The sequence below is a fragment of the Paenibacillus tritici genome, from assembly GCF_013204885.1.
Taxonomy (GTDB): Bacteria; Bacillota; Bacilli; order Paenibacillales; family Paenibacillaceae; genus Paenibacillus_AQ; species Paenibacillus_AQ tritici.
Genome location: NZ_JABMKX010000013.1, coordinates 221,145 through 243,296, shown reverse-complemented (window position 1 = coordinate 243,296; position 22,152 = coordinate 221,145). Strand labels below are relative to the sequence as shown.

Annotated in this window: 13 protein-coding genes; 8 read left to right on the top strand and 5 right to left on the bottom strand. The window is 49.6% G+C overall.

Annotated features, from left to right (window positions below; translation table 11 throughout):
• Window positions 1–624 precede the first annotated feature (624 nt).
• Window positions 625–1,527: a LysR family transcriptional regulator gene (locus HQN87_RS23465; protein ID WP_173138199.1), complete on the bottom strand. Its 903-nt coding sequence runs from the start codon at window positions 1,525–1,527 to the stop codon at window positions 625–627.
• 170 nt (window positions 1,528–1,697) lie between these two features.
• Between HQN87_RS23465 and HQN87_RS23460 the strand changes: the two genes are divergently transcribed.
• Genes HQN87_RS23460 through HQN87_RS23445 form a run of 4 tightly spaced genes read left to right on the top strand, consistent with a single transcriptional unit; the run spans window position 1,698 to window position 6,331 of the window.
• A complete protein-coding gene (locus HQN87_RS23460) occupies window positions 1,698–2,822 on the top strand; it encodes an extracellular solute-binding protein (protein ID WP_173138197.1) in 1,125 nt (374 codons plus the stop codon).
• Between the two features lie 6 nt (window positions 2,823–2,828).
• A complete protein-coding gene (locus tag HQN87_RS23455; RefSeq protein WP_173138196.1) occupies window positions 2,829–4,514 on the top strand; it encodes an ABC transporter permease in 1,686 nt (561 codons plus the stop codon).
• The gene (locus HQN87_RS23450) at window positions 4,511–5,644 is read left to right on the top strand and encodes an ABC transporter ATP-binding protein (protein ID WP_254075622.1); all 1,134 of its coding nucleotides are present in this window, start codon (window positions 4,511–4,513) and stop codon (window positions 5,642–5,644) included. The genes HQN87_RS23455 and HQN87_RS23450 overlap by 4 nt, the downstream gene beginning before the upstream one ends.
• A 36-nt stretch (window positions 5,645–5,680) precedes the next feature.
• Complete coding sequence (locus tag HQN87_RS23445; RefSeq protein ID WP_173138195.1) at window positions 5,681–6,331, top strand: metallophosphoesterase; 651 nt, start codon at window positions 5,681–5,683, stop codon at window positions 6,329–6,331.
• A gap of 129 nt (window positions 6,332–6,460) precedes the next feature.
• Here the strand turns inward: HQN87_RS23445 and HQN87_RS23440 are convergent, their stop codons facing one another.
• Complete coding sequence (locus HQN87_RS23440) at window positions 6,461–6,640, bottom strand: hypothetical protein (RefSeq protein ID WP_173138194.1); 180 nt, start codon at window positions 6,638–6,640, stop codon at window positions 6,461–6,463.
• Between the two features lie 230 nt (window positions 6,641–6,870).
• Here HQN87_RS23440 and HQN87_RS23435 point away from each other — a divergent pair, with 230 nt between their 5' ends.
• Together HQN87_RS23435 and HQN87_RS23430 are read left to right on the top strand one after the other, a co-directional pair.
• A complete protein-coding gene (locus HQN87_RS23435) occupies window positions 6,871–8,256 on the top strand; it encodes an MATE family efflux transporter (protein ID WP_425517051.1) in 1,386 nt (461 codons plus the stop codon).
• Window positions 8,257–8,905: 649 nt separating this feature from the next.
• Window positions 8,906–12,910 (top strand): glycoside hydrolase family 10 protein, encoded by a 4,005-nt coding sequence (locus HQN87_RS23430; RefSeq protein ID WP_173138192.1) that lies wholly within the window; start codon window positions 8,906–8,908, stop codon window positions 12,908–12,910.
• Between the two features lie 185 nt (window positions 12,911–13,095).
• Here the strand turns inward: HQN87_RS23430 and HQN87_RS23425 are convergent, their stop codons facing one another.
• Window positions 13,096–14,073, bottom strand: coding sequence for a Gfo/Idh/MocA family protein (locus HQN87_RS23425; protein ID WP_254075621.1), 978 nt, complete (start codon window positions 14,071–14,073; stop codon window positions 13,096–13,098).
• Window positions 14,074–14,464: 391 nt separating this feature from the next.
• Here HQN87_RS23425 and HQN87_RS23420 point away from each other — a divergent pair, with 391 nt between their 5' ends.
• Window positions 14,465–17,017, top strand: coding sequence for a hypothetical protein (locus HQN87_RS23420; RefSeq protein ID WP_216857420.1), 2,553 nt, complete (start codon window positions 14,465–14,467; stop codon window positions 17,015–17,017).
• Here HQN87_RS23420 and HQN87_RS23415 read toward each other — a convergent pair.
• Together HQN87_RS23415 and HQN87_RS23410 are read right to left on the bottom strand one after the other, a co-directional pair.
• Window positions 16,985–18,061, bottom strand: coding sequence for a D-alanine--D-alanine ligase family protein (locus HQN87_RS23415; protein WP_173138188.1), 1,077 nt, complete (start codon window positions 18,059–18,061; stop codon window positions 16,985–16,987). The genes HQN87_RS23420 and HQN87_RS23415 overlap by 33 nt on opposite strands.
• 42 nt (window positions 18,062–18,103) lie before the next feature.
• Window positions 18,104–19,042, bottom strand: a complete 939-nt coding sequence (locus HQN87_RS23410; protein WP_173138186.1) for a tyrosine-type recombinase/integrase — start codon at window positions 19,040–19,042, stop codon at window positions 18,104–18,106.
• Between the two features lie 474 nt (window positions 19,043–19,516).
• Between HQN87_RS23410 and alaS the strand changes: the two genes are divergently transcribed.
• Window positions 19,517–22,150: an alanine--tRNA ligase gene (gene alaS / locus HQN87_RS23405; RefSeq protein ID WP_173138184.1), complete on the top strand. Its 2,634-nt coding sequence runs from the start codon at window positions 19,517–19,519 to the stop codon at window positions 22,148–22,150.
• Window positions 22,151–22,152: the final 2 nt, after the last annotated feature.

Here is a 22,152-nt window from a genome sequence, read left to right as displayed (position 1 = left end):
ATAGCGGATGAATCCAGTTTCTGGGGGTCGGGGTTCCCCCTCCCCCCAGAAACACCTACACCCCCAACCCGTAACCCGGGGAGGTACTTCTACTCTCTTACACAAACTTCTTGACGCTACCGCCAGAAGCGGACGGTAGGCAGGAATGAAAGGTATAAATCCCTCAGAATCCGCCGGGAGTGGGCGGTAGACAGGAATGAGAGGTATAAATCCCTCAGAATCCGCCAGAAGTGGGCGGTAGGCGGGAATGAGAGGTATAAATCCATTTGAATCCGCCAGAAGCGGACGGTAGGCAGGAATGAGAGGTATAAATCCCTCAGAATCCGCCAGAAGCAGACGGTAGACAGGAATGAGAGGTATAAATCCCATTGAATCAGCCGGGGGTAGGCGGTAGTCAGGAAGCAGTAGGCGGAAATATTTGAATAAAAGAGTAGAGTAGAGGCCCCTCCCAACCTATCGTAGCATCGCCGAACTGTCCCTGCCCCCGAACTCATATCTACCCCTGCATTCAAGTCCATCCCCACATTCCAACCACTCCCTCCCTCACTCCCTCCCTCACTCTCTCCCAGATTCTACCTCTCTCATTCCCGTCCTCATCCTCATTCCCATCCCCATCCCCATCCCCTAATCCCCCCTCCCGCCAGCGGTACGGATGAAGTCCACGAAGCTGCGGATGTGTGCGGCATAGATTGGCTCATCCCGGTAAGCTAGGCAGATATGCCTCCGGTTGGTATAGCCTGCTCCGGGCAGAGGGCGCCGGATTAACTCCCCGGCAGCGGTCTCTTTGAGCACACTGCGCAGCGGGAGTACACCGATGCCCGAATTGAATTTCAGCGTCTCCTTAATCGTCTCAATGGCTCCAAGCTCCATCACGGAATGGAACTGCAGTCCGATGTAGGCTGCCCATTCCTCAGCGAGCTGCCGCGAGGTAGAGCCTTGTTCATGCAGCAGGAAAATTTCATGCTCAAGCTGATCCACGCTAAGCGTTTCTGCGGATGCCAGAGGATGCCCCGGATTCAGGACAAGCTGCAGCTCGTCTTCGATGAGCGGCACGATCTGCAGTCCCTTTTCGGGCTCATTCGGCAGGGAGACGATTGCGGCATCAATTTCATGCTGCCGCAGAAGGGAGAGGATGGTCTCCGCTTTTTTTACGGTCAGCAGCAATGCAGTCTCCGGGTGCGCCTGCTTGTACTCCGCCAGGAACGGGGGCATGAAATAAGTGGCCGGTGTATAGCTGGCGCCCAGCTTCAATTTGTTGTGACCCTGCGCTGCCCTTGCCTGCATCCGGTCAGCGGCCTCTTCCATCAGTGAAACTACACGGCGTGCATAAGGCAGCAGCTCGTCTGCCGCTTCGGTACGGATCAGCTTGCGGGACTGCTTCCGGAACAACTGTGTTCCTAGACTCTCCTCAAGCTTCCGCAGATGAAAACTGACGGTAGGCTGCGTCAGCCCGAGCTGATCAGCCGCTTCCTGCAGAGTCCCCCTGCGCATGACCTCGACAAACACCTTTAACTGCTGCACATTCATAGCATTTCGCTCCCCTCTTTTTTGAATATAGAGTTTATCTATCAAACATTCAATACACATAGATATATTTAATAAAACTACCTACCGGGCTTAACGCTGCTCTTACACTATCTTGTTAAAGTTTGAAGTAACGCGAAGGCGAAAAACGATTCTCAAGGGGGATTCTTCAAGTGAAAAGAGAGTGGCGGAAGACAGCGGGTGTTGCAGCAGGGTTGTTATCATTATTGGCCGTGACGGCCTGCGGAGGACAGAATCAGAACGCAGCGGGTGCTGCCGCAAACGGAAACAACCAGGGTGCCGAAGCGACAGCAACAGCCACATCTACAGCAGTACCAACAGATACAGCCACAAGTACAAATGCCGGCGGCGAGACCCTTACGGTGTATTTGAATGATTTTGACGCGGTCATCGGGGAGATGTTCGAGAAGAAAAGTGGAATCAAGCTCAATATCGTATCCGGGAACGGCGCGGAAATCATGTCCCGGATCGAAGCTGAGAAGGGGAATCCGCAGTGGGATGTCGTATGGATTGATGCGATGCCGTCCATCTACGGGCTGGATGCCAAGGACCAGCTTCTGACCGGCTGGACGCCGGAGAATGTGGCCGGACTGAAGGACAATTATGAATCGCTGATCCCGGAAGACGGCTCCTACTATCCGACCGGAGCCCATGCCTCTGGAATTATCGTCTACAATAAGACAACCGTTAAAGGCACAGATATCCCGGCTTCCTGGGAAGATCTGAAAAAAGCGGCCTACAAAGGAAAACTGGGGATGGCTGATCCTGCAATCGCAGCACCGGCATACCCGTTTGTAGCGAGTTTTTTTGAGGATAAAGGAATGGATGGCGGCAAGGAATATTTCAACCATCTGATGGAGCAGGGGCTCCGTGTCTACCCGAAGAATCCTCAGGTGGTACAAGCCCTTACTTCCGGTGAAATTGATATTGCGGCGCTGCAGGAATCCAATGCCTACTCCATGCTGAGTGCCGGAGAACCGGTGGAGCTGGTATGGCCGGAGGAAGGCGCACCAGCCTCTGTCCGTGTTGCGGCCATTCAGAAGAACACAGACAAAGCCGATGCGGCCAAGCAGTTCGTGAGTTTCCTGCTTGAACCTGAGGTGCAGCAGGAGCTGATTGACAGCGGCGACGAAAGTTATTTTGAACCCTCCGCAGAAGGCGCAACTCCCAAGGCTGACCGGGCTAAGGGTGCCAAGCTGAACTTTACGGATGCCGCCTATGCAAGTGAGCATGAAGCCGAGATCAAGCAGTGGTTCGCTGATCAGGCGGTACAATAGACGGTTATGCTTAGAGTTCTGAATGTAAACCGGCTGGGCTGGATGGTCAGTATTCTGCTGGCCATTCTCGTCCTGTGTCCGTTAGCGGCGGTAATCATTCAGGTGCTGCTGCCGGGAGTATTCTTTGGAGAGCTGAACTTCGGGGATTTGTCCCTGCTGCTGGATGTATTCAACCGTCCGCTATGGAGAAAATCCCTGGAGAATTCTCTCCTGCTGGGGCTGGGGACGACGCTGTTAGGAACCCTTCTGGGGACAGTGCTGGCGGTAATCCGTTCCCGCTGGAAGTTCGCAGGCGCCGCTGCCCTGGATGCGGCAGCCTGGATCTTGTTCATTATGCCTTCCTTCATCCTTGCCCAGGGCTGGATCATGTTCTCGGCAGGAAATGGTCTGGCGGCTTCGCTGCTGGGCTGGAAGTGGGTCAGCGGTGCGGTGTTTTCTCCCGGAGGACTGATCGTGGTGATGACCTTCAGCAAGTTTCCTCTGGCATATCTTACGGTAAGAGCGGCCATGGAATGGAAAATGGATATGCTGTCACAGGCAGCACGGCTATGCGGTGCCCGTCCATGGCGGGTCTGGCTGAGCATTGAGGCGCCGCTGCTTCTGCCTTCGATCTGCTCAGGAGCTCTGCTGGTCTTTATGGATACCATAGGCGATTTCGGATTGCCTTCAGCGATAGCCGTGGTATACCGTTTCCCGACACTGCCTTATTCTATTTATTCGGCCATTTATACTTCACCGATCCGTTTCGACATGGCCGGGGTGCTGTCATTATATCTGGTGCTGCTGATTACACTGGCAATCGCTGTCCAGTTCTACATTCTGCGCAGGTCCCGTTACGATATTTTGTCAGGACGGGCCGAGCGCCTGATTCCCGGGTCCTCCGGCCAATATCACTGGCTTCTTAGCGGCGCGGTCATTCTGCTGCTCATTGTTGTCATTGGTATTCCGATTGGCTCGAGTCTAGTGATGTCTGTTCTGCAAGTGCAGTCAGACGGCCTGGTCCGCAGCAACCTGACGCTTCAGCATTATGCCGAGCTGTTCCGGCAAGGAGCAGATTTGTTCCCGGGAATCGGCAGATCCCTGGCGATTGCCGCCATTGCTTCGCTGGCCGGACTTCTCATCGGTCTGGGCGCTGCGTTCGTCCTTTCGTATTCCCGGTTCAGGTTCAAAAAAGCCATCGAGACCGCGACACTAATCTCATTTGCAGTGCCGGGAGTGGTGCTGGGAATCGGATATATCTTTGTCTGGAATCAAAAATGGCTCGAGGTGCTGGGACTGAGGCTCTACGGCACGCCAACGATTCTCGTATTGGCGGCTATTGCCGGAGCTATTCCGGTGATTACCCGGATGATTACCGGCTCGATGGCTAAAGTCCCCGAGCATCTGCTCGATGCCGCCCAGCTACAGGGAGCTTCGCTGGTTAGCCGGGTGAGAAGGATACTGATCCCGCTGATCCGCGGAGCACTGGTATCGGGTGCACTTGCTGCGTTCGGCTCCTGTGTGTTCGATCTGGCAGTCAATTCGATTCTGTTCCCGCCGAATTTCGTGACACTGCCGATTGTAATAGATGATGCGTTCGAGGATATGCGGTTTGGCTACGCCTCTGCGGCAACGGTTACCGGAGGAGGCATTATTGTACTGATTCTGATCGTGATTGAAGCGGTCTTCAAGAGAAAAGGGGTTACAGCATGAGAGAGGCACAAGCACAGATGGTTCCGGTGACAGGCAAGCCGCTGCTTGAGGTTAGAAATCTGCAGAAAAGCTACGGCGATTATAAAGCATTAACCGGCCTCAGCCTCGAACTTCAGGAAGGTGAAATCATCAGCGTGCTGGGCCCGTCCGGCTGCGGTAAATCGACGCTGCTGCACCTTGTGGCAGGCTTAAGCCGTCCGGACGGAGGCGAGATTCTGCTGCACGGCCAGACCATTGCTACAGCGGCTAAGATGCTGCCGCCCGAAAAACGCGGCATCAACATGGTCTTCCAGGATTATGCGTTATGGCCGCATTTGAATGTGTTTGAGAATGTGGCGTATGGACTGAAGGAGAAACGGATGCCCGCCCAGCAGATGAAAGACAAGGTGGCCGGTGCTCTTGCCCTGCTGCAGCTTGAAGGCTTTGAGCGGCGTCTGCCGCCGCAGCTGTCCGGCGGGCAGCAGCAGCGGGTAGCGATTGCCAGGGCGCTCGTAACCGAACCGAGGCTGATGCTGCTCGATGAACCGCTCTCCAACCTGGATATGCGCCTGCGCGTCGAGATGCGGACGGAAATGTCCGTCCTCTTCCGCAGGCTGAGGATGAGTGTATTCCATGTCACGCATGACCCGGAGGAAGCCTTTGCTATGGCAGACAGGCTTCTGCTGATGCGCAGCGGTGCGATCGACCAGTTCGATACGCCCTTTGCCTGTTATCATAAACCGGCAAGCAGACAAGCGGCCTCGTTGCTCGGAGCCATCAACGTGCTTAAGGGACAATTTGCCGGCACAGCTGAAGACCCGGCTATCGCTTGTTCCGCCGGACGTATCTCCGGAATCTTGTGTGAGCCGGGAGGGAGACTTCAGGTGAACGGGCCCGCTGAGCTGCGTTTCCGTCCGGAAGCACTGGCACTCCTGCAGGAGAACTCTGATATAGCCGGTGAGAGGGACAGGAAGACGAATATTCTGGAGGCCAGGGTCGTCCATTGCGTCTTTGAGGGGACGAGATGGCGGACGCTGGCAGAAACGGCAAGAGGCGAAAGACTGTATCTGTTCAGTGAAGACTATGTGGAGACAGACAAAGATATCCGTATGGTACTCCCTAGTCACGCTGCTTATTTGTACGGGCTGTGAGAGAAAAGCGATTTTACCGGAAAGGCCGTTGATACTATGCCGCACACACTACAGAAAGCTTACCGGCTGCTTGCAGTATCGGACATCCATGGACATGCCGCAGGACTGCAGCAGTTGCTCGATGCCGCCGCCTATAATCCCAGGACAGACCAGCTGATTCTGGTGGGGGATTACATAGATGAGGACCCGCAGAGCCGCTCAACGCTTGAGCTGATACGAAGCTTAACCCGGGAGGGAGCACTCGCCGTTCCGGGTAATATGGAGACGAAGCTGCTGAGCCAGCCTGAAGGACACTCGGCAGTGGAGTTAACCTTCCGTAACTGGCTGTGTCAGTTACCTCCGTATGTGGAGGCGGACGGGTATCTGTTTGTGCATGCCGGGTTCCGTCCCGGAGTGCCGCTGGAGCAGCAGACGCTGCTGGATATGACCGAGATCCGCCAGGATTTTTGGGAGGCTCCGCTGCCCGCCTTCGCCGGTCAGGGCATTGTGTTCGGACACACCCCGACCTTCAAGCTGGGAGCGGCGGCGGGGAAGATCTGGAGAAGCGGCGGAAAGATCGGCATTGACACAGGGGCTAAGCATGGCTGCCGGCTGACGCTGCTTGATGTCCATAATGGTATAGCGTACTCGTGTTCTACAGAGTCCAGACAACGGTATGGAGACTTCCGTGCCGATCTTCTGGAGTGACTGCTCCTAATTCTGTATCGCCCTGTATGAATGGCACAAAAATAACCCGCAGGTAGAGGTCCTCTACCCTGCGGGTTATTTGCGTAGAATACATCACGGGTATGTAGCACAGACCAACTGTGCGGAAGCTTAATCCTTATCAATCAGCTCCAGCTTTTCAAGGATTTTCAGGGTGGTAACGGCGGACAGCTGCACGGCTAATTGAATACTGGCCTGGCTGTTTCCAGCCTGCTCCAAGGCGGCTTTGTTCTCGGACATGACTTCTTCCGTAACCTGCCCGATCAGACTTTTGACAATTTCATTATTCATCAGAGACTCCTCCTCCCGCAAAAAATAGTCACAAGCTATATTTCGGACAGATCCAGGATTTTACTTAGAGCGAAAGGGATGGCAATGGAGTGCGTGTTTCTATTTTGTCATCGTCGTCTAAAAAGTAATACAGACTTAACACAGACTTGGAATGGAATCTGTAGTAAACTGGAAGGAATGTATGTATTGTATGCCTGCAAATATTCTACAGAAAAGAATGTGATATGTTTATGCAGCTTCAAGCCCGTCTGCCGGCCAAGAAATGGCTGGAGAAATATCTGTCCGGGGAAGGAATGGATTACCGGCAAATTATCGCCCTGTTTCTTCCGATTCTGATTGACCAGGCCTTCATTATCGGGCTGAATCTGGTCAACACTGCGATGATCAGCTCGTCGGGGATGGCGGCGGTTAGTGCAGTGAATATGGTAGATTCTCTGAATATTTTCTTGATTAACGTATTTGTTGCTATTGCGACGGGGGGAACGGTGGTAGTTGCCCAGTATAAAGGCAGCGGAAATGACCGGATGGTCTCCCAGGCCACGGCCGGTTCGGTCGCCTCCGTATCGCTGATCTCGGTGGGGATTGGTCTCTTGCTTATGTCCTTTCATACCCCAATATTGAATTTACTGTTCGGGAACGCCTCCGCCGATGTGCTGGACAACGCCCGGGTCTATATGATCGGCAGCAGTATTTCTTACTTAGGAATCGCCGTGGTTCAGGCCGTATGCGGTGCGCTGCGGGGCGTGGGGCGGACGCGGGCTTCGCTGTTGCTGTCGCTGATTATGAATCTGCTGTATGTACTCCTGAACATTGTCTTCATTAACCTGCTGCACATGGGTGTGCTGGGGATGACGCTGGCGGTCAACATCGCGCGGTATGCGGGCATGATCTTCGCCCTGGTGTACCTGTTCAAGATTGATACAGTGCTGCGTGTGCAGGTCCGCGACCTGTTCCATGTTCCGCTCTCCATGCTGCGCAGAATCATGTTCATCGGTGTGCCGTTCGCTGCGGAGCAGATGTTCTTCAACGGCGGCAAGCTGCTGACCCAGATCTTCATCGTCAGTCTGGGCACCTATGCGATTGCCACCAATGCGATCGCCGGGTCGCTGGCGATGGTGTTTCAAATTCCGGCCAGTGCATTGTCGCTGACGATCGTAACGGTGGTCGGCCAGTGCATCGGGCGGGGGGATGTGGCGGATGCCCGGAAGTTCATCAAGTCCTTCCTCTGGATCGGTTCTGCCTCTTATGCCTTGGTGGCCTTGATCCTGATGCCGCTGTTCCATCCGCTGGTGTCGATCTTTTCCCCGCCGCCGGAGATTATTGATGATCTGTTCGTGGTGCTGCTGGTGAATGCGATTGCCCAGATTCCGCTGTGGGCCTTCAGCTTCATTCTGCCGTCTGCGCTGCGGGCAGCGGGCGATTCCCGCTTCACCTCAATAGCTTCGATGCTGACCATGTGGCTGTTCCGGGTCATATTCGGCTACATTCTGGGGATTGTGCTGGGTTACGGGGTTCTGGGCGTGTGGCTGGCGATGAACTGCGAGTGGGCCGTCCGCGGAGCTGTGTTCCTGTGGCGCTTCCGGGGGAAGAAGTGGTATGCGCATAAGCTGATCTGATAGCTGCTGGTGATAAGGCCGTCCTCTGCTGGCGGATCACCCATATATGAAATAGTCCTATTTAAGAGAAAAGGATAACAGAGCAGCATTTCTCGCGTTACTGAGAAGTGCTGTTTTGTGTTTTTTGCATCTTCGTGCAGACTCCCTGCACGTGGTGTAATGAAGGCTGGCATGATACGATGCCGAGCTACGTCGGCGGTCCAAGTGTTCTCAGGTAGGAGTGGCTTGCCCCGGCCAGCAATTGGATAAACGTAGCTTAATTCGTCAACTTCCCAGCAATCTGCTGAAGCAAGTGGAAAAACAGCATCTAACACGGATGGTTTTCACTATTTTGGAGGAAATGTAATGATGTAAGTGCTGTTTGTCCAACTGCTGATTAAGCACGGGGTATTCGCTCACCAGCAAGTGTTGAAAATCCAACTATTTCCGTCCTCTGTAGCATCCGGCTTGTAGAGTAGGCGATAGGTGCTGCTTAAATTGTGACACTCCAGTGAAATGAACTATAAAAAGCACGGTACAACCTTTAGTTTCGGGTAAGACGCATTTTTGTCCTTGTGCTACGATTTGGGTGGTGAAAGGAAAGGCTTTCGATTGCCTTGGAAGCGCTTAACTTATTGAAACCTAAATTTCATACAGAGGAGTGCAATGCATGAAGAGAATGATCAAGCAAGTCTCTCTGGTGCTGCTGGCAGCCCTTCTGCTTCTTCCGGCAGGCGGATATGTTCCGGCGGCTCAAGCGGCGGAGGCCACGACCACGGTCTATCACGAAACGTTTGCGGGTGGCATAGGCAAGGCAGTCCCATCCGGGGGCGCTAGCCTTAGTGCAGTCAAGGATGTTCCTTTCGACGGGAATGCCGATGAAGCGGCGTTGTACGTAAGCAAGCGGGTGAATAACTGGGATGCGGTTGATTTCAAGTTCACGGACATAGGTCTCAAGAACGGAAAAACGTACACCGTCACTGCGGTTGTCTACGTTGACGCAACTGTGGCGGTCCCAAGCGATGCTAATGCAGCCCTACAGACAGTGGACGATTACACCAACGATGCATCAGTACCTTATAAAGCAGGGCAATCTGTAACCCTGACTAAGAAATTTACGGTGGATACCAGTAAGAAGGATCATTCCCTGCGTATCAACTCCAACGAGGCCGGGGCCGCAGTCCCCTTTTACCTTGGAGATATTCTGTTCACCGAGGAGGGCACACCAGGCGGCGGGGAAGATCCTGTAAGAGAACCGGCCTTGCCGTTCAGCACGGTTGATTTTGAAGACCAGACGGCGGGTGGATTCACCGGCAGGGCGGGAACCGAGCTGCTTACGGTGACCAATGAAGCGAATCATACGGCGGATGGTTCCTATGCGCTGAAGGTGGAAGGCAGAACGGCTACCTGGCACGGGCCTTCCCTGCGTGTCGAGAAATACGTGGATAAGGGCAGCGAATATAACATCTCCGCCTGGGTCAAGCTGATTGATCCGGCAAGCGCGCAGCTCCAGTTGTCCACGCAGGTGGGCAATGACAGTGGTGCGAGTTATGTGGCCCTGTCCCCCAAGACCATCAGCAACGCTGACGGCTGGGTCAAATTTGAGGGCAGCTACCGCTATAACAGTGTGGGCGGCGAATATCTGACCCTTTATATTGAGAGCTCCAATAACTCAGCAGCCTCCTTTTATATCGACGATATCACTTTTGAGCATACAGGCACCGGCCCGGTTGATATTCAAAGGGATCTGGTTCCTCTAAAAGCGGCTTATCAGAATGACTTCCTGATCGGCAACGCCTTATCCGCCGAGGATCTGGAAGGGGTCCGGCTGGATCTGCTGAAAATGCATCATAATGTGGCTACCGCAGGCAATGCCATGAAGCCGGATGCGCTGCAGCCCACTAAGGGTAATTTCACGTTTACAGCGGCAGATGCGATGGTGAACAAAGTGCTGGCTGAAGGGATGAAAATGCATGGGCATGTGCTGGTATGGTATCAGCAGTCGCCTGACTGGATGAACCTGACCACGGATGCAGCAGGCAATACCGTTCCTTTGGGGCGTGCCGAAGCACTCACCAATCTAAGGACGCATATCCGGGAGGTTATGGAGCATTTTGAGGGCAGGGTGATCTCCTGGGATGTAGTCAATGAAGCAATGAATGATAACCCGTCTAACCCGTCCAACTGGCAAGACGCTCTGCGTCAGTCTAACTGGTATAATGCCATCGGCGCGGACTATGTAGAGCAGGCTTTCCTGGCGGCCAGAGAGGTGCTGGACGATCATCCGGAGTGGGATATCAAGCTGTATTACAATGATTATAACGATGATAACCAGAACAAAGCCCAGGCCATCTACAGTATGGTCAAGGAAATCAACGACAGGTACGCGCTTGCGAACCCCGGGAAGTTGCTGGTTGACGGTGTGGGTATGCAGGCACATTACAACATCAACACGAATCCCGATAACGTCAAGCTGTCGCTGGAGAAATTCATCTCGCTTGGCGTAGAGGTCAGCATTACCGAGCTGGATATCCAAGCGGGAAGCGACAATAAGCAAACGGAGAAGGAATTGGTGGACCAAGGCTATCTGTATGCGAAATTGATGGATCTCTACAAGACATATGCCGCCAATATCGCTCGTGTTACCTTCTGGGGAATGGATGACCGTACGAGCTGGAGAGCTGTCTCCAGTCCGCTCTTGTTTGACCGGAATTTGCAGGCCAAACCGGCCTATTACGGCGTCATTGATCCGGCAAAATATATGGCAGAGCATGAACCGAACAGGGCAGAGGCTAATGTGTCTGAGGCTGTTTACGGCACACCGGTAATTGACGGAACTGCGGATGCAATCTGGTCCTCGGCGCCTGAGATGGCAGTGAACCGGTATCAATTGGCCTGGCAGGGTGCAAGCGGAACCGCACGTACGCTGTGGGATGACCAGAATTTGTATGTGCTGATTAAGGTCAGCGACGCCCAGCTCGATAAGAGTAACCCGAATGTATGGGAGCAGGACTCTGTCGAGGTCTTCCTGGATGAGAATCTGGGCCGCACCACCTTCTATCAGGATGATGACGGACAGTTCCGGGTCAATTATGACAATGAAGCCTCCTTCAGTCCGGTAGCCATCGGTGCAGGCTTCGAGTCGGCCACCAAGGTAGCCGGAACAAGCTATACCCTTGAAATGAAGATTCCGTTCAAAAAAATCACCCCGGCCGGAGGCACTAAGGTCGGCTTCGACACTCAGATTAACGACGCCAAGAGCGGCGTCCGGCAAAGTGTTGCCGCCTGGAATGATACCACCGGGAACGGTTATCAGGACACCTCCGTCTACGGAGTGTTGACGCTTAAGGCCAAAGACGGCGCTGAACCGCCGACGAAGCCGACCCCAACGCCAACACCGACACCGGCAGCAACGCCGGAACCGGAAGCCACACCAACACCGACACCGGAACCTGTGTACGGCGGTACGAACTACAGCAGTAGCACACCGGCGCCGAAGCCTGTGAATCTGGAGAGCAAGGATGGCGTAATTACGCTCAGACCAGAGGTGAAGACCGAGGGCGGAGAAGCGAAGGCCATTGTTACAAGCGAACTGTGGCAGCAAGCCTTGAAGCAAGCCGTCCCGGCTGCGGACGGCCGCAAACAGATCGTCATTGATCTGCCTAAGCAGACAGGTGCGGTCTCCTATGAAGCTCAGCTGCCGCTGTCAAGCATGAAGGGACAGGAGAAGTATCTGCTTGTTATCAAGAATGGTGTTGCCACTCTGGCAATCCCAAGTGAGCAGTTGGCTGGTATTACAGCGAGCACGGATTCCATCTCTATTCGCATACAAGAAGTCCCGGCAGCCAGTCTGGATGCAGCAGTTACTAAGCAGACCGGCACCCGTCCGGTAATGGAGCTGAGTCTATGGGCAGCGGGGCAGCGGATAGCCTGGAGCAATCCGGGGACGCCGATTACCGTAACCATCCCGTATCAGCCTTCAGTGGAAGAGCAGGGGAACTTGGATTCTTTAGTCATCCGCTCTCTGACGGGCAATGCCTCCCTGACTGCTGTTGTGAACAGCCGTTATGACGCGGCTAAAGGAGGATTTGTATTCCAGACCTTCGGGTCCGGCACGTTTGTGGCAGCCTATGCTCCGCTATCGTTCACGGATCTGGGGAACCTGTCTTGGGCGAAGCAGGCTGTCGCTGCCATGGCTGCGCGCGATATCATTCCGGGCGGCAACAGCTTCATGCCTGCGGCTCCTATGAACAGAGCAGACTTTACCGCCTCGCTGGTGAAGGTGCTGGAGCTTAAGGCTGCTGCTGAAGCAGTTGCAGGCTTCAGCGATGTCCAGAGCAACGCGGTATACAGCAAGGAGCTTGCCGCCGCGAAGCAGCTGGGTATCGTCACAGGCTATGCGGACAATACCTTCAAGCCAGCGGGCGTCATCACCCGCCAGGAGATGATGGTGATTGCAGCGCGTGCCCTGAAGGCGGCTGGAATCACGGCTGAAGGCAGCGGAGCAATAGCATCTTACACCGATGCCGGTCAAATCTCAGCCTATGCCAAGGACAGCGTGTCCGCCCTGCTGAAATACGGCGTAGTGAACGGTAAGAACGGCAAGCTTGCTCCGGGGGACACACTCTCCCGCGCGGAAGCAGCGGTGATTTTGTACCGGATCTGGAAGCTGTAAAGGATACTCGCAGTCTTAATTGATAGAATGAATGGATAAGATACAGACGCAGTTAAACAACCAGCCGCCGGGAATCTGCCCGGCGGTTGGTTGTTTGGGTTGCGGTTTGTTTTCAAGGGGAGCTATTAGATTGCGGGATAAGCATTGGTAATAGAAACCGGAGCTGTTCTTAAGTATGCCGCCTGTCAGCGTCCATTGTAATTCCGTACCAGTTCATCCATCACGCGGCTGGTACGGATAGCGGTATCGCCAGTGCTGAGAGCGGTGCCGTATCCCAGAAGCTCATCTACAATGGACTGGATCAGCGGCTGCTGGATATGGGGCGGATGGGCAATGAATTCAGGCTGCTCCCCGTCTTCGGTCCGGAGAATAACCGGCTGCTCCGCAAAGGTGGAGAAGGTGATACTGCCGCGGCTGCCAACGATTTCAGTAACGTCTTCGTTAGAAAAAGCATTAAAGCACCAGATGCCCGTCCCATGGACACCGGACTCAAAGCGGTATCTTCCGGAGACGGTATCCTCAGGTGTGTAGGGGCTCCCAAAGTTGGACGCATGTCCACTGACATCCTGAATCGGGCCGAGCAAGAAATCCAGCAAATCCAGCGTATGGCTGCCCACATCGAGTAATAAACCGCCGCCGGAAATTGCCGGGTCCACCCGCCAGTTCTCCTCACTTACTGCCGTAAGCGGCTTAGTCATATGCAGGGTGCGTACGAACCTGGGTTCGCCGATCGCTCCCGTATCCAGCCACTCCTTAACCTTGCGGAAGCGCGGAAGCCCTCTCCGGTAATAAGCAACGTAGAGTGGGACCCCTGCCTGCCCGCAGGCAGCAATCATGGCTTCGCATTCTGCCGTATTGAGAGCCATCGGCTTCTCGACATAGACAGGTTTTCCGGCATGGGCAGCCGCTAAAGTGTACTCCATATGGGTGGAAGGCGGTGTGGCGATATATACGGCATTCACTCCGGGATCATTCAGGAGATCGGTTGCCAGGCTATACCACCCAGGCACTCCATGCCGCCGTGCATAATCCTCTGCTAGTGCTCCGTTTCGCCTCATGACAGCCGTAAGCTGTGAACCCTCAGCCTTTTGCAGAGCCGGACCACTCTTGACCTCAGTTACATCCCCGCAGCCGATAATACCCCAGTTAATGATTTTGCTCAATTCCGTATCCTCCTCCGGGTCTGCTTCTGCCATTCTCCCTGACACTATCAACTTCCCGCCAAAATCCTGCACAAATTACAACATTCCCCCTCATTATACCAACCGCAATCCTGTTATGTTGCATAAAAAACAGCATTTTCCCGCCCCCAGTCCGCTTAGGTGGATGTAATCCTGCAGTTACTGCAACAATGTCTGATGGACGCTGGTTATCTAAGATTCCGAGTTGCAGATGATGCAACATTAGAACAACACAAAATGAATGTGAGGGTAAGATTCACGACAATGCGAGATCGGCTATCATTCCAGGCTGTAATGGCTACTAGCCTGAAGCTCTAACGTTTGCAGACTTGCTCTTGCTGTCGAAGTAAGAATAGTGCGGAATCGAAAACGAATGGCTAATTATGTCGTTAGTGAAAGATCTGTGAAAGATATGGTAGAAAAAAGGATTATTTTGAAAAAAGTCGAATATGTCGATTATCATGTTGAAACAAAAATAATGCGGTGTATTTCTAAAGAAATACATCCTAATAACTCAGAATTATTTGGAGGTTATGTTTTGAACTGCTTAGAATTAATGCCCATTGAAAAAAGGATAATCCAATACATCAATAAATTCATTCAAGAAAGTATGGATACACGAATTGTTAAAATCACGACAAATAGCAACATTAGTTTGTTAAGATATTATCAGGCTGAACTGCATTCCTACGAAATTATTACATTTAGCGATTTGAGTTCAAATAAATATACAGATAATAATTCGAAATTTTCAGGTGGGACTACTTTTAGTCTCCTTCCACTTAAAGATATAGTGTCAACGTTTGCTCCAACGAGTGTGCTTCTGACTGTCCTATCGACTATAATTCCAAGCACTACTGCGATTAATTATCAAAAGCAGTTTAAGCCAATTATTAATGGTTTAAAAGTGAATCGAACTAAAGCTAAGACTTATAAGAAAATGACTAGAATAATTATCGTAGAGGATTACAATAAGCTGTCCGATAAAGAGTTTGATTTACTAAAGACAATTTCTTATTTTATTCAGGCAAAGCAACTCCTCAATATCGGAATTATCATTCAGTGTTCTGAAGAAGAAAAATGGGATACGAGTTTAATGGATATTCCAAGTGAAAACTTTGATATTACAATGGAGGATTTGAATTTTTTAACGTCTAATGAGATCATATTTAAACCTTATGTATTACAACTTGCTCAGAAATTCGGTATTCCATTTTTCAAAAAATATAGTGACATTATTATTCACTCTATTCAAGCATCTGAAGAAAATTATGATACTATGCTTCAAAAAATCCTTGATAAAATGCTTGCTACTTCACATCAACAAAGTCAAATTGACCAGGGGGAGTTAGATAAATTCCTGAAATATTGTAGTTTATTTATTAATTCCTTTACTAAATTTGATATTGAAGATGTATTTGATGAGAAGTCTTTAAACTTCCTTAATCCTGCTTTACAAGCTAAAGTATTGGATAATCAACAAGAAGACACTTATCTATTTATGGAGGAAGCGATAAAGTTATTTTTTTATAACAGAGCTAGAAGAGACGTACCTAGTCAAATAGTGGGGAAATTATATAAACATATAAACAAGCACTACCCTTATGAATATATATATTTAGCACATCTTGTAGAAATGTTTTCACGAGATAGAGAAGAAATTATTTCAGCGTATATAGTCGCATACTGCTACACAAAAAAAGAAGGGTTATTTCAGCAGCGATTACAGTTGTTATCAGCTATTTCTAAGTACTCACCAGAATATCGTTATTTAGAGTGTATAGAAATGCTCAGAGACCATACTTCATACGAAATAAACATGTTAAAAGAAATGGTAGAGTCTTTGTTGAATAATGCTAAATTAAGTTCATTAACTGTACTAGCAAAGTTATGTTTTTACTGCTCTATTGCCATTTATTATTATGAACATGAATTGAATCAGTCTGTTCTTGAAAATCTGCATAATGAAATATTTGTTTCTTTGAATCAGTTAAATGAGAATAATTGTAATAACCTTCCCTATTGGCAAAATGAGTTTAATATGAACCTAATTTTATTGACCACAGTTCTCAAAAATCCGTATTCCAAAGCAAAAAGAAATGCACAAAAAAGTATTGGGAAAATGATTGAGTATTTTGAATTTAATAAGGAAAAGGAAATGAAGAATTACTTGAAATTATTGCGTTTAGGGAATGCGATATATCCAGAGGATATAGAAAAAGGCATGTTATTTACTAAAAAGGCGTTTACCCTTAGTAAGGGGAAAGAAGACTGGGTTGTTGATCACGAACTTTCCAAAATCAATTACAGCTATAGTCTTATTTATCTTGGACAGTACAGCAAAGCTTTTGATTTACTTAAAGCCAAGCCCTCAATAGATTTAAGTTTAATAAACCAAGACACCCAATTGTCATTTAAAAATAACTATTGGATTGCGGGCAGATTATCAAATAGATTATCTTTATCAAGAGTTTTAAAGGAATTTAACGGGTTACTTAAAGAAGCTGGAAATTCAAACTCAAGTGATGTAATGATTATCCGAAACAATGCTGCTGCAGCATTGTTAAAGAATAATCATGAGAAGGCAATTGAAATGCTTGAGTACGTTATTAGTCATGGGGATTCGTACCATCAATTCTATGCTCTTCATAATTTGCTTTCATTTTATTTTGAAGCAGGAGATGTTGATAACTATAATCACACAATAGTAAAGATCAAAGCTAACGATGACCCACTGATCCAACCCTTTCAGAGTTTTTTTAATGATAAATTCCAAATAATGCTTTTGCTTATGAAAGAAGAACTAACATTTACAGAGAAGGAAAATCGGTTACTGTACATCATGAATGAACGCTATCCTTCTCCAGGCTATGCCTATTTTAAAAATTTGATATTATATGGAGGAATTGAACGCTGGTTCGAATAGATCATATTTTATGATAGCCAACATAATTAGTAGCCTGTAAACCGCATGATTATCCTTAAGAAAATGTTGGAGAAACATATAATGGGTCGAGCTCATCGATGATACAGTTGGATTTGGAGTAATATCGATGACATAAGCAAAATCTTCAGTAAGGCGGAAATCAAACCGGCAGATTGAAGAGAATCCTAGTATTTTAGCGCAAACAAGAGCAGTTTCCAGAATAGAGTCAAATAGTTTTCCGTTATATGATGTGAAATCATATCGCTCTGATGCAACAATATCGTAAGTGAGAATTTCATTATCGTCTGAGAAAAGTATTTCAACGACTCCGGGTGATACATGCTTGCCTTCAATATTAACAACAGGAACTTCAACTTCTTTTCCTGATATGTACTCTTGAATTAGGAAGTCTCCATAAGTGTCAAAAGTTCTCTGAATAATGATAAAAATCTCATCAATTGTCTGAGTGCTTAAAGATATTTTGGAGACGCCTATACTAGCGGATTCTGAGTTCGGCTTTATTATAAAATCCTTGTTTTGATTAATAAATCGGTCCGTATATAATTTTGCTTCTTCTATGTGATGGCAAAAATAAGTTTCAGGAAATGAAATATTTGGAATGTTGGAATTTGTAATATAGTTGTACATTAACTCTTTATTCCCTCCTAAAACAGAAGGGTAAAAATCCGCACTAATATTATAGAGTCCAAAATGTTCACATAACAACGGAATCAGGCATCTTCTACCAATTCCTTTTGTGTTCTGAGCCATTGAGTATACAAGGATATAGTTGAAACGTTCTTTATAAGTATGAATACTTGTAATAAATTCCTTCTCGCCGTTAACCGGAAAGAAAAAGTTAGTAATAGATCTAAAGGCATTCGTAATTTCACTTTTTTCATTACTGGTAATACATTCGGATTGGTGTGAATCGTTATCAAAGTCATTCCAATCATTATAAACAAAAATAACGCAGAATTGATCTGAAAGCTTTCCATATGTATTCATCAAGTTGTATGTGTCTATCACTTTTTTAAAACCCATAATTTACCTCCAAATAATTCTGAGTTATTAGGAGGTTTTTAACTATAATTTCAGATTATTTCTTGCATTGAATCGGTTAAGAACTTCTTTCTTTCGTTCTACAGAAACTTCTGTATAAATTTGGGTAGTACTGACATTGGTATGCCCAAGAATTTCTTGGACGGAGCGGAGATCGGCTCCATTGTTTAGTAAATGTGTTGCAAAGCTATGTCGTAAGTAGTGGGGAGTGGACTTCTTACTGATGTTTGCAAGATCTCTGTACTTAGCATAGATATCCTCTATAGAATAAATGGAAAGACGATCTCCATATTTATTGATAAAAAGCGCATCTGAGTTTGGGTTTAACTCTTCCCGAATACTGAGCCATGCATTAATCTTTTTGACTACCTCAATACTTGAAATATATAGAAGCCGTTCTTTACGCCCTTTCCCAAAAATCAGAATAGTGTTCTCCTCTAAATCAAAATCCTCTAGATCAATGGAAACGAGTTCCCCTATTCGTATTCCAATCACATATAACAACTCGATAATTGCATTATTCCGTGTACAAATTATTCTCCTGAAGGAGGAGTGTAATTGTTTCATATGTTCTTGAGGGGAGTTTAGAAGGCGCTCAACTTCGTTTACAGATAGTGTCTTTGGAATGCGTTTTGCTGTTTTGAAATGCCTCCCGAAGCTTGCTATAGGTGAAACTGATATTTTTTCTGTCTGAACAAGATAGTTGAAAAAGGCTTTGATACTGATATATTTTCGTTTGATTGTTGAATCACTCAATATGTTTTTTGAGTTCAATTCTTCTAAATATGTAATCAAATTTTCTTTTGTAATCAAGTCTAGAGACTGAAGAATGTACCAAGCGTATAATCCATTCAAGTCAGATAAATAAGCTTTAATTGATTTTAACGATAAATTACGTTCTACACTTAAAAAAAATTCATACTCCTTGAGATGTTGTGTAAAATCAGCGATGGTTAGTTTCATGTTGCCTCCTAATTTCTGTGTTTTCTTGAAGTAATAAATTACAAATTGATTATTAATCAGCTTACTTCATTTTGACTTAAATGGCTTGGTGTTTTTATGCTTGAGAATTTCCCTACCCAAGATTGACAGAAAACCACCCGCTGGCTATACTTGAAATGTTAAAAAGCAAATCGGATAAAACGTTGATGAAAACAAGTACGCCGGAGAATGGCTCCATCAGAGAACAGGTTCCTTTGCGGATGGTCCGCATCGGGTGTGAGAACCTGGAAGTCAGGCCGGCAGAAAGCTACTTTCGGAGTGCGGGGACAACCCCGCCGGGGGCGCCCGTTAACAGCCGCACAAGGCGATCGTCTGCAGTTGTCCGTTTTTTACGGATCAGGACGATAACCAGGGTGGTACCGCGATAATCATCGTCCCTGAATCTAATTCAGGGGCGTTTTTTGCATTTAAATGAAGAGACGGGAGCTGTACATGATGAAAGCAAGTGAAATCCGTTCCAAATGGCTGCAGTTTTTTGAGAGTAAAGGTCACCGCATTGAGCCGAGTGCATCCCTCGTGCCGCACAATGACCCATCGCTGCTGTGGATTAACGCAGGCATGGCGCCGCTGAAGGCGTACTTCGACGGCCGGGAGATTCCTGAGAATCCCCGCCTGACCAATTCGCAGAAATGTATCCGTACCAATGATATTGAGAACGTGGGCAAGACGCGCCGTCACCACACTTTTTTTGAGATGCTAGGTAACTTCTCCATCGGAGATTACTTCAAGGAAGAGGCCATTACCTGGGCTTGGGAGTTCCTGACCGGCAAGGAATGGATCGGCTTCGACGGCGAACGGATCTCTGTTACCGTATATGCCGAGGACGAAGAAGCGTTCAAGCTGTGGAACGAGAAAGTCGGTCTGCCCGCAGAACGCATCATCAAGCTGGGCGACGAGAACTTCTGGGATATCGGCGAAGGCCCGTGCGGACCATGCTCGGAGATTTTCTATGACCGTGGTGAAGCGTACGGCAGTGATATGAGTGATCCTGAAATGTACCCGGGCGGTGAGAATGAACGCTGGCTGGAGGTATGGAACCTCGTATTCTCACAGTTCAACCATAATAAGGACGGCAGTTATACGCCGCTTCCGAATAAGAATATTGATACCGGCGCAGGTCTGGAGCGCTTCGCCTCCATTCTGCAGGATGTAGACTCCAACTTCGATACCGATCTGTTCCAGCCGATCATCCAGAAGACTGCTAAGCTGGCTGGAGTGAATTACAAGGACCAGGTGGAACAGGATATCGCGTTAAAAGTCATTGCCGACCATGTACGTACCGTTACGTTCGCAGTGGGTGACGGCGTGCTTCCTTCCAATGAAGGACGCGGCTACATTATACGCCGTCTGCTCCGCCGTGCCGTGCGTTATGGGAAGACGCTGGGGCTGGACCGTCCGTTCCTGCATGAGCTGACCGAGACTGTCGGCGAGATTATGGGCGTGTACTATCCTTCTGTGGTGGAGAACCGTGAATATATTGCCAAGATCATCCGGCTCGAAGAGGAACGCTTCCACGAGACCCTGTCCGATGGTCTGGCTATCCTGGGCGAGATCAGCGCCAGAGCCAAAGCTGACGGCCTCAGCACCATTGCCGGCGCCGATGCGTTCAAGCTCTATGACACTTACGGTTTCCCGTTTGACCTGACCGAGGATTTTGCCTCTGAGCAAGGGCTTGCCGTAGACCGCGAGGGCTTCGATGCTGCTATGCAGGAGCAGCGTGACCGTGCCAGAGCAGCCCGTCAAGACAGTGCCAGCATGAAAATTCAAGGTGGCGCACTCGCCGATCTGACGGTTAAAAGTGAATTTGTTGGATATAATGACACGGTAGCAGAGTCCAAAGTAATGGCGATTGTCATTGACGGCGCACTTGTTGATGTCGTCAGTGAAGGCGCGCAGTGCCAGGTGATTCTTGAAATGACTCCGTTCTATGCAGAAAGCGGCGGTCAAGTCAGCGACACCGGAGTTCTGACCGGCGGATCGGTGACAGCTAAGGTGAGTGGCCTCTTCAAAGCACCGCACGGCCAGCATGTTCACCTCGTTACGGTTGAAGCAGGCGATCTGAAGGTGGGCGATACCGTCCGTGCCGAAGTGAACCGGGCAGAGCGTGAGGATATCGTGAAGAACCACACCGCAACCCACTTGCTGCACAAAGCACTGAAGGAAGTGCTGGGCAGCCATGTCAACCAGGCAGGCTCTTTAGTAGAAGGCTCACGCCTGCGGTTTGACTTCTCGCATTTTGGAGCTATCACTCCAGAGGAACTCAGCGATATCGAGCAGCGTGTGAATGCCCAGATCTGGCGGAGTCTTCCTGTAGTTATTGAGAATAAGCCGATTGATGAAGCCAAAGCCATGGGAGCTATGGCGCTCTTCGGAGAGAAATACGGCAATGTGGTCAGGGTCGTTCAGGTCGGAGATTACAGCCTGGAGCTGTGCGGCGGATGCCATGTAGCCAATACCTCGCAGATCGGAATCTTCAAGCTGCTCAGCGAGAGCGGCATCGGTTCCGGTGTGCGCCGGATTGAAGCGGTGACCGGACGTTATGCGTATCAGTTCACGGAGAGCCAGCTGGACCTGCTGAAGCAGTCGGCAGCGCTGCTGAAATCTTCGCTGACCGATGTGCCTAAGCGCATCGAAGCCCTGCATGCCCAGGTACGCGAGCTGGGCCGTGAGAACGAATCCCTGCAGTCTAAGCTGAGCGCAACCTTTGCGGCTGAGCTGACCAGCAGTGTGATCACTGTAGGCGGAGGCACACAGCTTCTGGCTGTCTCCGTGCAGGCCGGCAATATTGATGCGCTGCGCTCAACCGCAGACGAGCTGAAGTCCAAGCTTCCGGATGCCGTACTGGTACTCGGTGCCGTGATGGATGACAAGGTTAACTTTGTGGTTGCTGTGCCGCAGGACCTCGTCAAGAAGGGCTTCCACGCCGGCAAGCTGGTCAAAGAGATTGCAGCGGTCTGCGGCGGCGGCGGCGGCGGACGTCCGGATATGGCCCAGGCCGGCGGCAAGGATGCCTCCAAGCTGGACGAAGCCCTGAAGAAGGCTGCCGAGCTGGTAGCTGCACTGGCTTAAGC